Origin of the sequence: Marinibacterium profundimaris (assembly GCF_002210095.1) — a bacterium.
GTDB lineage: Bacteria > Pseudomonadota > Alphaproteobacteria > Rhodobacterales > Rhodobacteraceae > Marinibacterium > Marinibacterium profundimaris.
Genome location: NZ_AQQR01000003.1, coordinates 77,017 through 90,254, shown reverse-complemented (window position 1 = coordinate 90,254; position 13,238 = coordinate 77,017). Strand labels below are relative to the sequence as shown.

The window sequence follows — 13,238 nt, the reverse complement described above, 5'->3', positions numbered from 1 at the left end:
TGTGCCTGGCGGCCGATCAGCGGTTTTCGATGTCCACGTAGTCGCGCAGCGTCTCGCCGACATAAAGCTGGCGCGGGCGGCCGATCTTCATCTCGGGATCGGACAGCTGTTCCTTCCACTGCGAGATCCAGCCCACGGTCCGCGACAGCGCGAAGATCGGGGTGAACATCGAGGTCGGGAAGCCCATCGCCTCGAGGATGATGCCCGAGTAGAAATCGACGTTGGGGAACAGCTTCTTGTCGTGGAAATAGGGGTCTTCCAGAGCCTGCTTTTCCAGTTCCTTGGCGACCTGCAGGACCGGGTTGTCCTCGATCCCCATGAGATCCAGCACCTCGTCCGCGGATTGCTTCATCACCGTCGCGCGGGGATCGAAGTTCTTGTAGACGCGGTGGCCGAAGCCCATCAGGCGGAAGGGATCGTTCTTGTCCTTCGCGCGCGCGATGAATTCCGGGATCTTGTCGACGGTGCCGATTTCCTTGAGCATCTCCAGGCAGGCCTGGTTGGCGCCGCCGTGGGCGGGGCCCCATAGGCAGGCGATGCCAGCCGCGATGCAGGCGAAGGGGTTGGCGCCCGAGGAGGAGGCCAGGCGCACCGTCGAGGTCGAGGCGTTCTGTTCGTGATCCGCGTGCAGCGTGAAGATCCGGTCCATTGCACGGCTCAGGATCGGGTCGACGACATATTCCTCGGCCGGGACGGCAAAGCACATGCGCAGGAAGTTCGACGCATAGTCGAGATCGTTGCGCGGGTACACGAAGGGCTGGCCCACGTGATACTTGTAGGCCCAGGCCGCGATCGTCGGCATCTTGGCGATCAGGCGGATCGAGGCGACCTCGCGCTGCCAGGGATCGGTGATGTCGGTGGAATCGTGGTAGAAGGCCGACATTGCGCCGACCACGCCGACCATGATGGCCATCGGATGCGCGTCGCGGCGGAACCCGCGGAAGAAATACTGCATCTGTTCGTGCAGCATCGTGTGGTTCGTCACGCGGCTTTCGAAATCTTCCAGCTGCTTGGCCGTCGGCAGATCACCGTAAAGCAGCAGGTAGCAGACCTCGAGGTAATGCGATTTGGACGCGAGCTGGTCGATCGGGTAGCCGCGATGCAGAAGCTCGCCCTTGTCGCCGTCGATGAAGGTAATCGTGCTCTTGCACGCCGCGGTGGACGTGAAGCCCGGATCGTAGGTGAAGACGCCGGCGCCGCCGTAGAGCTTGCGGATATCGACCACATCGGGCCCGGCCGACGGCGAAAGCACCGGCAGCTCGTGGTCGGCGCCATCAAGCGTCAGAGCTGCGGTCTTGTTGGTATCGGTCATGGGGACTCCCTTCTTTCAGGGGCGGGGCCCGGAATGGTCCCGCGCTGGATAAAGCCTGCACGACAAGGCGCAGGCCCGATTGGTGCGGGGCGGCCCGGTTCAGGCCGCCGCATCGGTGAGACGGGCAATCGTTTCCTCACGGCCCAGAAGCACCATCATGTCGAATACGGAGGGCGTTGCAGCCCGGCCCGCGAGCGCCGCCCGAAGGGGGGCGGCCAGTTTGCCGAACTTCACGCCCTGAGCGTCGGCGAAGGCGTTCAACTCGGCCTCCAACGTATCACGCGACCAGCTAGCATTTTGCAGATGCGGCGTCAAATCGCTCAGCATACCACGGGATACAGAATCCAGCGCCTTGGCGGCCTTCTCATCGGCTTCTATCGGGCGATCGGTTAACGCGAAGTGTGCCTTTTCAAGAAGATCAGGGAAAGTCTTCGCGCGGTCCTTCAGACAGAACATCGCGGCTTGCAGGGCATCTGCCTTGGCGGCAGGCAGTGCAGGCTGGCCCGCGGCCTGCAGATAGGCCTCGATTTCGCGCCGCAGCGCGGCATCCTCGCTGATGGCGATATGCTGGCCGCAGAGGTTCTCAAGTTTCTTGGTGTCGAAACGGGCCGGGCTCTTGCCGATTCCGTCGAGGTCGAACCACTCTTTCGCCTGCGCGTCGGTGAAGAATTCGTCGTCCCCGTGGCTCCAGCCGAGGCGGGCGAGGTAGTTGCGCATTCCGGCGGCCGGGTAGCCCATGGCCTGGTATTCCTGCGCCCCGAGCGCGCCGTGACGTTTCGACAGTTTCTTGCCGTCGGGCCCGTGGATCAGCGGGATATGCGCCCAGACCGGGACATCCCAGCCCATGGCGTCGTAGATCATCATCTGCCGCGCGGCGTTGTTGAGGTGATCGTCGCCGCGGATCACGTGGGTCACGCCCATGTCGTGGTCGTCCACCACCACCGCCAGCATGTAGACCGGAGAGCCATCGGCGCGCAGAAGCACCATGTCGTCGAGCTGATCGTTGCGGATCGTCACGTCGCCCTGGACCTGGTCGCGGATCACCGTCTCGCCGGTCTGCGGGGCCTTGATGCGGACGACATAGGGCGCGTCGGGATGGGTCGCGGGATCGGCATCGCGCCAGGGCGAATGGAACAGGGTGGACTTGCCCTCGGCCCGGGCGGCCTCGCGGAAGGCGGCGATCTCCTCCTGGGTGGAGAAACACTTGTAGGCCTTGCCCTCGGACAGCAGCTGCAGCGCGACCTCGGCATGACGCGGGGCGCCCTCGAACTGGCTGATCACCTCGCCATCATGGTCGAGCCCGAGCCAGTCGAGGCCCTGAAGGATCGCGGCCGTGGCCTCCGGGGTGGAGCGTTCGCGGTCGGTATCCTCGATTCGCAGCAGGAACTTGCCGCCGCGCCCACGGGCGTAGAGCCAATTGAACAGCGCGGTGCGGGCGCCGCCGATATGCAGGAAGCCGGTGGGCGAGGGCGCGAAGCGGGTGATGACGGGAGAGGTCACGGGGAGCTGTTTACCTTTTGCTAACCAAGCCGATGGTAGGGTTCGGGACTGTCTAGCGACCCCGGAATGAAGGGGCAAGATGCGCGAACTGGCCTGGGTTGAAACAGCCCTTTGGGGACAGCGGGGTCATTTGTTTCCCTGGTCACCGGTTTGCGTCGCGGCCGGAATAGGGCTCTATTTCGGGCTGCGGATCGAGCCCGGCCTGACCGTCTATGCGGTTCTGGCCGGGTTCGTCCTTTGCGGGGGCTTTGTGTCCTGGCGCTGGCCGGGGGCGTTCACGCCATTGCTGACCGGCCTGGTGCTGGTGGCGCTCGGGGTTTGCCTGGCCGGCGCCCGGGCCCACCGGGTCGAGGCGCCGAAGCTTGATTTCCGATATTACGGCCCGGTGGAAGGGCGGATCGTGGCGCTGGATCGCTCGGCCTCGGACGCGGTGCGCATGACGCTGGACCGGGTGGTGCTGCGCGATACCGATCCCGCGCGTCTGCCGGGACGGGTGCGGCTGTCGGTGCACGGGCCGGAGGCCGATCTGGTGCCGGGGCAGCGGGTGATGACCACGGGCCACCTGTCGCCGCCCTCGGGGCCGGCAGAGCCCGGCGGCTTCGATTTCCGCCGCCACGCCTGGTTCCTGGGGCTGGGCGCCGTGGGCTACACGCGGGCGCCGGTCGTGACGGCGGCGCCGCCCGACCGGGGGGAGCTGTCGATGCAGATCTTCGGCCTGCGCATGGCGATCTCGGACGCGATCCGGGCGCGGCTTCCGGGCGATACCGGCGGCTTCGCGGCGGCGGTGACGACGGGCGACCGGTCGGGCATGGGCCAGGCCGCGCTGGAGGCTTTGCGGGCCTCGAACCTTGCGCATCTTCTGGCGATTTCGGGGCTGCACATGGGGTTGCTGGCCGGCGTGGTGTATGGCGGGCTGAGGTTCGCGCTTGCGCTGATCCCGCCGATCGCCCTGCGCTGGCCGATCCGCAAGATCGCGGCGATCGGGGCGCTGGCGGCGGCGGCCGTCTATCTTGCGCTCTCGGGCGGCAACGTGGCGACCGAGCGCGCCTTCATCATGGTGGCCACGGCGCTGGTGGCCGTTCTGTTCGAAAGGCGGGCACTGAGCCTCCGGGCGGTGGCCATGGCCGCGCTGATCGTGCTGACCCTGCGGCCCGAGGCGCTGATGTCGCCGGGGTTCCAGATGTCCTTTGCGGCGACGACGGCTCTGGTCTCGGTCTTCACCGCCCTGCGCGGGCGCGACACGGCGCGGCTGCCGGTCTGGGCGAAGCCCGCGATGGGCGTCTTCCTGTCCTCGGCGATTGCCGGGTTGGCCACGGCGCCGGTCTCGGCCGCCCATTTCAACGCCATGGCGCCCTATGGGCTGCTGGCCAACCTGGTGTCGGTTCCGGTGATGGGCTCGGTGGTGATCCCGGCGGCGGTGGCGGCGGCCTGCCTCGCGCCCTTCGGGCTGGAGGGGATCGCGCTGCATGTCATGGGCCTGGGCCTGGACTGGATCCTGGCGGTCGCGACCGAGGTTGCCAGCTGGGAGGGGGCGCGTCGGCCGGTGATCGCGCCGGGGCCCGCGGTTTTGCCGGTCCTCTCGCTTGGGGCGCTCTGGATCATGCTCTGGCAGGGGCGGCTGCGATGGGCCGGCGCGCTTCCGATGGTTCTGGCGCTCGGGCTCTGGTCCGGGGCGGAACGGCCGGTGGCGCTGGTCGCGGATACTGGCGGGCTGGTGGGCGTGATGACCGAAGCGGGCCGCGCCTTGAGCAAGCCGCGCGGCGCGGGTTTCGTGGCCGGTATCTGGCTGGAAAACGACGGGGATCTTGTCGATCAGGCCACTGCCGCGGCGCGCTGGCCGGACCCCGGAGAGGGATTGATCCGCCGCTTCGCGCTGGAGGGCGGGACGCTGATCCATGTGCCCGGCAAACGCGCGGCGCGGGCGTTCGAGGGATGTGCGCCGGTCGATATCGTGATCTCGACCGAGCGGCTGGACGGGACATGCGACATCTTCGACATGCGCCGGCTGCTGGACACCGGTAGCCTGTCCGTCCTGCCCGGGCCCGGGGGCCTGCGCGTGGTCACGGCGCATGAGGTTTCGGGTCAACGGCTGTGGAACGGCGCGACAGTGAAACGGCGGCAATATGCGAGGCTGGATCCAAAGGTCCCCACGCCGGAGTGATCCGTGTGCCGTCGGACAGGGACCGAAAAAGGCGTTTCTGAGGCCATACACCCGCCGGGTTCGGCCAACTGGCGGGGGCTGCCGGACATTTCAGGGCCGGCCTCATCGCCCCACGCCTGCAGCTTAGTATGAGCGGATCAGCCCCACGAGCCGGCCCTGCACCTTCACCTGGTCTTCCGGGAAGACGCGGGTTTCATAGGCTGGGTTGGCGGCCTCAAGCGCGATGGCATTTCCCTTGCGGACATAGCGTTTCAGCGTGGCTTCGTGATCCTCGACCAGGGCCACGACGATGTCGCCGTTATCGGCGGCGGAGGTTTCGCGGATCACCACGATATCGCCGTCGTTGATCCCGACGCCGATCATCGAATCGCCTTTGACCTCAAGCGCGTAATGCTCGCCCTGCGAGAGCATCGAACTGGGCACCGCCACGTTGTGATGCACCTGGCTGATCGCCTCGATCGGGACGCCGGCGGCGATGCGCCCCATCACCGGAAGCTCCACCGCCGCATAGGCGGTAGGTTCGATATTGGCGGCCACGTGGCTTTCGCCATGGTCGCCGTCGATCACCCGGGGATGAAAGCCCGCCGACGGCGCGCCGCCCAGGCTCTCGGGAAGCTTCAGGATTTCCAGCGCGCGGGCCCGGTGCGGCAGTCGGCGGATGAAACCGCGTTCTTCCAGCGCCGTGATCAACCTGTGGATGCCGGACTTGGATCGCAGGTCCAGCGCTTCCTTCATTTCATCGAAACTTGGCGGAACACCGTCGCGTTGAACACGCTTGTTGATGAAATCCAGCAAATCCAACTGCTTCCGTGTGAGCATCCGCCGCTCCTCCTGGATGTTCGGTTGGGGATGTTCTACGCATGTTCCCGTTTTGTGTCAACACTCGTGTCAGGCGCGTGACAATTGTGCTCAGGCCGAGGGGATCGCGGATCGGCCGAACCATCGCCCCCTGCGATCCCATACCGGGCTCAGAGCGGGATGTAGTCCACCATCTCTCCGACCTCGCGCGCGCTGTCATGAGGCGGACGCACCAGTAGCGCGTTGGCCTTGGTCAGCACGCTGAGAAGCGAACTGTCCTGCCGGTCGAAGGCGTGGATTCCGGCGGCATCCAGCGTGGCGCGCATGTAATGTTCGCGCGGTCCATTGGCCAGAAGCGGTTGGCTCAGCGGTGCCTGCAGCCGCGCGGGGGCCGAGGCGCCGAGGCCCAGCATCTTGTTCAGCATGGGCCGCAGGAAGACCTCTCCGCAGACCAGGGCCGAGACCGGGTTGCCTGGCAGACCGACCATGGCGGAGCCGGAGATATGCCCGGCCATCAGGGGTTTGCCCGGGCGCATCGCAACCTTGTAGAAGCTTTGTTCCATGCCCAGCTCGGCGGCGACATCGCCCACCAGATCGTAATCCCCGACCGAAGCGCCGCCGATCGTCACCACCAGGTCCGCGCCCCTGGCCAGCTCGAACGCCGTGCGCAGCGAGGCCGCGGTGTCCCGGGCGATCGGCAGCATCCGGACCGAGGCGCCGGCAAGGTCCAGCATGGCCTTCAGCCCGTAGGTGTTCGACACCATGATCTGGTCGGGGCCGGGGTCCTCGCCGGGCTGGACCAGCTCATCCCCGGTGGAGATCAGCGCGATCTCGGGCTGGCGCCGCACCGGGACCAACGGGATGTTCATCGCCGCCAGCAGGGCGATGTCCGAGGGGCCGAGGCGCCGGGGCGCTTCCAATGTCGCGCCGACGCGGAAATCGGTGCCGGCGGGGCGGATGTTGTCCTTGTCGCCGGGCTCGTCCAGCAGCGAGATCAGCGCGCCGTCGCGGCGCACGTCCTCCTGGATGACCACGTGATCGGCGCCCTCGGGCACCGGGGCGCCGGTGAAGATCCGAACCGCCTGGCCTGGGCCCACGCGGCCCTCGAACCGGCGGCCGGCCGCGCTTTCGCCGACGACGCGGAACTGCGCGTCGCGCATCGCCTCGACCGCCTTGATCGCATAGCCGTCCATGGACGAGGCCGGAAAGGGCGGCTGATCGCGCCGCGCGGCGACCGGCTCGGCCAGCACGCGTCCACAGGCGTCGGCCAGGTCGATCTGCTCGATCTCCACCGGCTCGACCAGGGAGAATAGCTTTTCCATCGCCTCGCCGACCGGGATCAGGCCGCTGGCGGGGCCGGACCGCGTGGGGGCTTTGGCCATGCTCATGGCGCCTCGTAGCGGCCGGATTTGCCGCCGTCCTTGAGCCGCACGTGGATGCCGCCGATCTCCATGCCCTTGTCGGCCGCCTTGACCATGTCATAGACCGTCAGTGCCGCCGTCGACACGGCGGTCAGCGCCTCCATCTCGACGCCGGTCTGGCCGGTGGTCTTGACCGTCGCCTCGATCCGCACGCCGGGCAGGTCCGGGTCGGTCGTCAGATCCAGGCTCACCTTGGTCACCGGCAGCGGATGGCATAGCGGGATCAGCTCGGCCGTCTTCTTCGACCCCATGATCCCGGCCAGCCGCGCCACGCCCAGCACGTCGCCCTTCTTGGCCGTCCCGTCCGAGATCAGCGCCAGCGTCTCGGGCTTCATCCTGATCCAGCCGGCGGCCACGGCGATGCGCGCGGTGACCTCCTTGTCGGAGACATCCACCATGTGGGCGTCTCCCTTCGTGTCGAAATGCGTCAGCATCACCGGCCCCCGGCCAGAAGCGGATCGGCCAGCAGCTTGCGGGTCGCCTCGGTCACGTCGTCCTGGCGCATCAGCGCTTCGCCGATCAGGAAGCAGCGCGCCCCGTAGCGCGCCAGCTCGGCCAGGTCGTCGGGGGTCGTCAGGCCGCTTTCCGACACCAGAAGGCTTTCGGTCGGCGCGAATTTCGACAATTTCCGCGTGGTGTCGAGCGTCGTCTCGAAGGTGTTGAGATCGCGGTTGTTGATGCCGACCATCTTGGGCTCCAGCGGCAGGCAGCGTTCCATTTCCTCGCGGTTGTGCACCTCGACCAGCACGTCGAGCTCCCAGGCCTTCGCGGTTTCGGCCAGCTCGGCGGCCTGCGCGTCCGAGACGCTGGCCATGATGATTAGGATGCAATCGGCGCCAAGCGCGCGGGCTTCGACAACCTGGTAGGGATCGTACATGAAATCCTTGCGCAGGATCGGCAGATCGACCGCCGCGCGCGCCTGCGAGATGTATTCCTTGGCGCCCTGAAAGCTGGGCGTGTCGGTCAGAACCGACAGACAGGTGGCGCCGCCCAGGTCATAGGCCTTCGCCAGCGCGGCCGGATCGAAATCCTCGCGGATCAGACCCTTGGAAGGGCTGGCCTTCTTGATCTCGGCGATCAGCCCATAGCCGTCGCGGCTGGCGCGGATCAGCGCGTCGCCGAAGGGGCGCGGGTGCGGCGTGTTGCGCGCCTCGGCCTCCAGGGCGTCAATCGGCTTGGCCGCCTTGTCGGCGGCGATCTCGTCAAGCTTGTAGGCCTTGATACGGTCCAGGATGGTCTCGGTCATGGGGCCTCCGGGGTGGTCCAGTTGATGGGGGTGTGGCCCTGCTCGGAAAGCCAGGCGTTGGTGCGGGAAAAGGGGCGCGATCCAAAGAACCCGCGGCGCGCCGACAGCGGCGAGGGATGCGCGGTTTCGATCTTCAGATGCGGGGCGTCTATGGTGCGCGCGATCTTCTGGGCGGGCTTGCCCCACAGCAGGAAGGCGCGGGGCCGGTCCTGAAGGCGGGCCAGAACCTGGTCTGCCAGACGCTGCCAGCCCAGATCCTTGTGGCCATGCGCCTCGCCCGCCGGCACGGTCAGGACGGTGTTCAGCAAAAGCACGCCCTGGCGCGCCCAGAACCGCAGGTCGGCATTCGGCGGACAGGCGCCAAGGTCGTCCTGCATCTCCTTGTAGATATTGGACAGGGACCGGGGCAGGGGGCGGACATCGGGCGCGGCCGAGAAGGCCAGCCCATGGGCATGGCCCGGTGTCGGATAGGGATCCTGGCCCAGAATGACCACCTGCACCGCGTCCGGCGGACACAGGTCGAGCGCGGCGAAGACCTGGCTGCGCGGCGGCAGGATCTGCCGCGTCTCACGCGCCAGCGCCGCGTCGATCGCGGGCCAGTCGGTGGTGAAGAACGGCAGGTCGGCCCAGCCCTGCGGCCGGGCATCATCCAGCATCAGGCGGCCTCCTGCGTGAGCCTGGCAAGGGCGGCGATCTTGCCGCGCGCAGCGCCGCTGTCGATGGAGCGGGCGGCCATGGCGGCGCCTTCCTTCAGGTCGGCGGCGGCATCGGCCACCACCAGGGCGGCGGCCGCATTCAGCAGCACCGCGTCGCGATAGGCCGACGGCGCGCCGGCCAGCAGCGCCTTGAGCGCGGCGGCGTTCTCGGCCGGGGTGCCGCCGACGATCGCCTCGAACGGATGCACGGGCAGGCCGGCCTCCTCGGGATGCAGCTCGCGGTCGGTGACGGTGCCGTTCTCCAGAGCCGAGACCCAGGAGACGCCGGTGATCGTCAGCTCGTCTGTCCCGTCCGAGCCATGCACGAGCCAGGCCTTTTCGGACCCCAGCTGTAGCAGCGTCTCGGCCATCGGGCGGATCAGCTCTCGCGAGAAGGCGCCGGTGAGCTGGCGCTTGACTCCGGCAGGGTTGGTCAGGGGCCCGAGGATGTTGAAGATCGTGCGCGTGCCCAGCTCTTGCCGGGTGGGCATGACATGGGCGATGGCCGGATGATGCAGCGGCGCCATCATGAAGCCGATGCCGGCCTCTTCCAGCGCCTTTTCAACCACTTTCGGGCCGACCATCACGTTGATGCCCATCTCGGTCAGCGCATCGGCCGCCCCGGATTTCGAACTTAGATTGCGGTTGCCGTGCTTGGCCACGGTCACGCCCGCGCCGGCCACGACAAAGGCCGTGGCGGTCGAGATGTTCAGCGTGCCCTTGCCGTCGCCGCCGGTGCCGACGATGTCCATCGCGCCCTCGGGCGCCTTCACGGGATTGCATTTCGACCGCATCACCTTGGCGGCGGCGGCATATTCCTCGACCGTCTCGCCGCGCGTGCGCAGCGCCATCAGCAGCCCGCCGATCTGGCTGGGCGTCGCCTCGCCCTCGAAGAGCTGGCGAAACGCGGCTTCGGCCTCGTCCCGGGTCAGCGGTCGGTCCGCCGCGGCCCCGATCAGCGGTTTCATCGCGTCGCTCATGCCGGGACCTTCAGCTCTTTCAGGAAATTGCCAAGCAGCTGGTGCCCGTGCTCGGAGGTGATGCTTTCGGGGTGGAACTGCACCCCGTGGATCGGCAGGCTCTTGTGTTGCAGACCCATGATCGTTCCATCCTCAAGCTCGGCGGTGACCTCCAGCGTGTCGGGCAGGCTGTCGCGTTCGACCACCAGCGAATGGTAGCGCGTCGCCTCGAACGGAGAAGGCAGCCCGGCAAAGACGCCCTGTCCGCCGTGCCGGATCTGTCCCATCTTGCCATGGACGATCTCGTGGCAGCGCACCACCTTGCCGCCGAAGACCTGGCCGATGGTCTGGTGGCCAAGGCAGACGCCCATCAGCGGCGTGCCCGTCTCGGCCGCGGCCTCGGTCAGCGCCAGGCAGATGCCGGCCTCGTTCGGGGTGCAGGGGCCGGGCGACAGCAGGATGCCGGCGGGGTTCATCGCCATGGCGGCCTGCACGTCGAGGGCATCGTTGCGCTTGACGACGATATCGGCGCCCAGCTCGCCCAGGTAGTGGACGAGGTTGTAGGTGAAACTGTCATAGTTGTCGATCAGCAGCAGCATGGCGCAATCCCTCACGCGGGGGCTGGAGACGGGACCCCCGCTCGCGATATTGTGGTTTTGGCATAGATGGTCAGGGTTGAAGGTCGGCGTCAAGGGCGCGGCCGGACGCCGTGGGGACCGGAGGCCCCGGGACCGGACAGCGCCGCAGGGACGGCACCGGCAGGATCAGAGGCTTCATTGGCAAGGCAAGGCGGGGGCGCAATCGGTGGCACGCGGGTATTTGAGTGGGATGATCTGGGGCGGTGTGGTCTGCGGCGTGGGTCTGGCGGTGCTGTCGCTGGCGGCCCCCTTGCCGCAGCCGCCCGAGGCGGAGACGCGGGCGCCGGCAGACGGGGGGACGCGGCCCGGCCCGGCCGAGACGGGCTCGGGCATCCGGGGCGACGGCCGCGATGCCGACCTGGTGGAGGTGCCGCCCACGGCCCCGGCCGGCACCGAAAGCGCGCCCGACACGCTGGCCTCGCTCGACCGCGCCGATACCGAGCCCGCCGCGGTTCCGCAGGTTGGCGGCCAGAGCGATGCGCTGGGGGATCCGGCGGCGGTGCCCGAGGCGCCCGCGGTCGATGTCGATCCCGGCGAGGCACCGGTTGTGCCCGCGCCCCAGGCCGCCGCGCCCTCCGAGCCGGGGCAGGAAGTCGACCTGACCGTCTCGACCGAACCCGCGGCCCTGCCGCAGCTGGACGCCGGGGGCACATCGGTCCAGGCGCCCCCGGCGCCGGCCGCCGACAGCCCCGAGGCCGGTGTCGCCGCGCGCGAGGGCGAGGCGCCCCGCGCGTCTTCGGCCCGGACCACGGCACCGGCGCAGCCGGATACCGAGGTGGGCCTGTCGATTTCCATCGAGCCGGCGCAGCCCGACGCGCCCGATGTCACCGAGGAGACCGCCTTCGGCACCCCGCCAACCGCCGGTGAGGCCCCGGAGATCGAAAGCCAGCCCGACAGCGCACCGGCCGAACCCGACAGCGATGCCCTTGGCGCTCCGGAGCAGGGCTCGGCCCCCGCGACGGTCGATGCACCGCCGCCGCCCGAGGAGGACGCGCCCCGCATGGCCGGGCTGCCCCAGATCGGGGGCGCAAGCGACACGGACGACCGCTCCGCCCCCGCGCTGGAAGACACGGCACCCCGGGTCGCACCCGATGCGCCCTCGCGCCTGCCCACAATCGGCGAGGACAACGGCGCCGCGCCCGACACCCCGGCGCCTGTCGACCCCGACACGGCCGGACTGCCGCCGATCAAGGCCCACGCCCAGCCCTTCGAGGCCCCCGAGGGCGTGCCTTTGATGTCCATCGTCCTGATCGACGGGCCCGACAGCATCGGGGCCGAGGCGCTGGCCGATTTCCCCTATCCCCTGACATTCGCCGTGGACCCGACAGAGCCGGGCGCGGCCGAGAAGATGCGCGCCCATCGTGCCGCCGGTTTCGAGGTCGTGGCCCTTATCGACCTGCCCGCCGCCGCCCAGCCGGCGGATGCCGAGGTCGCGATGGCCGCAGCGCTCGGCACGCTGGACGAAACCGTGGCCATTCTGGAAGGCACCGGCACCGGCATCCAGGGCAACCGCCCGCTGTCGGACCAGGTGACCGAGATCGTCTCGCAGACGGGCCACGGGCTGATCACCCAGGACAACGGTCTGAACACCGTACCAAAACTGGCCGAGCGCGAGGGCGTGCCCACGGCCATCGTGTTCCGGGACTTCGACGGTGCCGGGCAATCTCCGGTGGTGATGCGCCGTTTCCTGGATCAGGCGGCTTTTCGCGCAGGTCAGCAGGGTTCGGTCGTCATGCTTGGACGGGTCCAGCCCGACACGGTATCAGCTCTTCTACTGTGGGGCCTGCAGGATCGTGCAAGTCGGGTATCCCTTGCGCCCATATCCACTCTTCTGACAAAGGTGCGCTGAGTTACAATTTGGGTATATTCGGAGAACACCGGGAACCTTGGGTTTACTCGTATGTTGTAAGGACACCAATCATGCCGACCGTGCGAAAGGTCGGCTTTCCCTAGAGATCGCAATGAACGACTACAATCTAAATGACGACCAGGTGCTAGAGCTGCGCCATAACCTGATGCGGATCGTCCGCATCTTCATGATCAGCGAACGTCGGTTTCCCGTCGGTGGGCGCAATGCGCGCTACAGCCCTCATGATTTCCACACCCTGAGCTACCTTGCCGAACACAAGGCCGCCCGCGCGGGAGAGATCGGACGTTTCCTCGAGGTCGCACCAACCACGATGACGGGCGTGATCGATCGTATGGAAGCCGCCGACCTGATCGAGCGGGTGCCGGACGAATCCGATGCCCGTGCCACGCGGCTGATCCTGACGGACGCCGGCTGGGCGATGCATGCCTCTATTGTAAACCAGGATATCCTGAACATTTCGGCCATGATGGGCGCGCTGGACCAGTGCGAACAGGCCGAGTTCCGGTCGATGGTGACGCGCATCTCCGCGCGGATCGAGCACCTGATCTGACCGCAGGGTCACAGGTGGGGCGTTGGGTATCGACGCCTCTGCGGGATATGTGAATTGTCCCGGGTGATCCATTTAAGATTATCCGCTG

General features: G+C 67.8%; 12 protein-coding genes. 3 read left to right on the top strand and 9 right to left on the bottom strand.

The features are described 5' to 3' along the window. Positions 1 to 16: 16 nt before the first annotated feature. Positions 17 to 1,312, bottom strand: coding sequence for a citrate synthase (gltA, locus tag ATO3_RS08655; protein ID WP_088649455.1), 1,296 nt, complete (start codon positions 1,310 to 1,312; stop codon positions 17 to 19). 99 nt (positions 1,313 to 1,411) lie between these two features. Next, positions 1,412 to 2,812 (bottom strand): glutamate--tRNA ligase, encoded by a 1,401-nt coding sequence (gene gltX, locus ATO3_RS08650; RefSeq protein WP_088649454.1) that lies wholly within the window; start codon positions 2,810 to 2,812, stop codon positions 1,412 to 1,414. A 130-nt stretch (positions 2,813 to 2,942) separates the two neighbouring features. On the opposite strand from gltX, the gene ATO3_RS08645 reads away from it, so the two are divergent. After that, positions 2,943 to 4,973, top strand: coding sequence for a ComEC/Rec2 family competence protein (locus ATO3_RS08645; RefSeq protein ID WP_332888690.1), 2,031 nt, complete (start codon positions 2,943 to 2,945; stop codon positions 4,971 to 4,973). Positions 4,974 to 5,096: 123 nt separating this feature from the next. On the opposite strand, the gene lexA is transcribed toward ATO3_RS08645, so the two are convergent. The 7 genes from lexA to ATO3_RS08610 form a co-directional block, all read right to left on the bottom strand. Continuing rightward, positions 5,097 to 5,792 (bottom strand): transcriptional repressor LexA, encoded by a 696-nt coding sequence (gene lexA, locus ATO3_RS08640; RefSeq protein WP_088649452.1) that lies wholly within the window; start codon positions 5,790 to 5,792, stop codon positions 5,097 to 5,099. A 149-nt stretch (positions 5,793 to 5,941) separates the two neighbouring features. Further along, entirely contained in the window at positions 5,942 to 7,114 is a 1,173-nt protein-coding gene (locus ATO3_RS08635) for a molybdopterin molybdotransferase MoeA (RefSeq protein ID WP_088649886.1), read from the bottom strand. Between the two features lie 41 nt (positions 7,115 to 7,155). Beyond that, positions 7,156 to 7,629, bottom strand: coding sequence for a cyclic pyranopterin monophosphate synthase MoaC (gene moaC, locus ATO3_RS08630; protein WP_088649451.1), 474 nt, complete (start codon positions 7,627 to 7,629; stop codon positions 7,156 to 7,158). Next, positions 7,626 to 8,438: an indole-3-glycerol phosphate synthase TrpC gene (gene trpC / locus ATO3_RS08625; RefSeq protein ID WP_088649450.1), complete on the bottom strand. Its 813-nt coding sequence runs from the start codon at positions 8,436 to 8,438 to the stop codon at positions 7,626 to 7,628. Before trpC ends, moaC begins: the two co-directional genes overlap by 4 nt. Beyond that, complete coding sequence (locus tag ATO3_RS08620) at positions 8,435 to 9,094, bottom strand: uracil-DNA glycosylase (RefSeq protein WP_088649449.1); 660 nt, start codon at positions 9,092 to 9,094, stop codon at positions 8,435 to 8,437. Before ATO3_RS08620 ends, trpC begins: the two co-directional genes overlap by 4 nt. Then, the gene (trpD, locus tag ATO3_RS08615) at positions 9,094 to 10,113 is read right to left on the bottom strand and encodes an anthranilate phosphoribosyltransferase (RefSeq protein ID WP_088649448.1); all 1,020 of its coding nucleotides are present in this window, start codon (positions 10,111 to 10,113) and stop codon (positions 9,094 to 9,096) included. Before trpD ends, ATO3_RS08620 begins: the two co-directional genes overlap by 1 nt. After that, on the bottom strand, positions 10,110 to 10,691 hold the full coding sequence (locus ATO3_RS08610) for an anthranilate synthase component II (RefSeq protein WP_088649447.1): 582 nt from the start codon (positions 10,689 to 10,691) through the stop codon (positions 10,110 to 10,112). Before ATO3_RS08610 ends, trpD begins: the two co-directional genes overlap by 4 nt. Before the next feature lie 229 nt (positions 10,692 to 10,920). Here ATO3_RS08610 and ATO3_RS08605 point away from each other — a divergent pair, with 229 nt between their 5' ends. Next, the gene (locus ATO3_RS08605; RefSeq protein WP_088649446.1) at positions 10,921 to 12,579 is read left to right on the top strand and encodes a divergent polysaccharide deacteylase family protein; all 1,659 of its coding nucleotides are present in this window, start codon (positions 10,921 to 10,923) and stop codon (positions 12,577 to 12,579) included. Positions 12,580 to 12,691: 112 nt separating this feature from the next. Continuing rightward, positions 12,692 to 13,150 (top strand): MarR family winged helix-turn-helix transcriptional regulator, encoded by a 459-nt coding sequence (locus ATO3_RS08600; RefSeq protein ID WP_088649445.1) that lies wholly within the window; start codon positions 12,692 to 12,694, stop codon positions 13,148 to 13,150. The last annotated feature ends 88 nt before the right edge of the window (positions 13,151 to 13,238 follow it).

What these genes read in the sequence shown, in the direction of transcription:
- ATO3_RS08620 (WP_088649449.1), bottom strand. Translation starts at nt 9,094, where the DNA reads ATGCTGGATGATGCCCGGCCGCAGGGCTGGGCCGACCTGCCGTTCTTC.
- ATO3_RS08605 (WP_088649446.1), top strand. Translation starts at nt 10,921, where the DNA reads ATGATCTGGGGCGGTGTGGTCTGCGGCGTGGGTCTGGCGGTGCTGTCG.
- ATO3_RS08610 (WP_088649447.1), bottom strand. Translation starts at nt 10,691, where the DNA reads ATGCTGCTGCTGATCGACAACTATGACAGTTTCACCTACAACCTCGTC.
- trpD (WP_088649448.1), bottom strand. Translation starts at nt 10,113, where the DNA reads ATGAGCGACGCGATGAAACCGCTGATCGGGGCCGCGGCGGACCGACCG.
- trpC (WP_088649450.1), bottom strand. Translation starts at nt 8,438, where the DNA reads ATGACCGAGACCATCCTGGACCGTATCAAGGCCTACAAGCTTGACGAG.
- gltA (WP_088649455.1), bottom strand. Translation starts at nt 1,312, where the DNA reads ATGACCGATACCAACAAGACCGCAGCTCTGACGCTTGATGGCGCCGAC.
- lexA (WP_088649452.1), bottom strand. Translation starts at nt 5,792, where the DNA reads ATGCTCACACGGAAGCAGTTGGATTTGCTGGATTTCATCAACAAGCGT.
- ATO3_RS08600 (WP_088649445.1), top strand. Translation starts at nt 12,692, where the DNA reads ATGAACGACTACAATCTAAATGACGACCAGGTGCTAGAGCTGCGCCAT.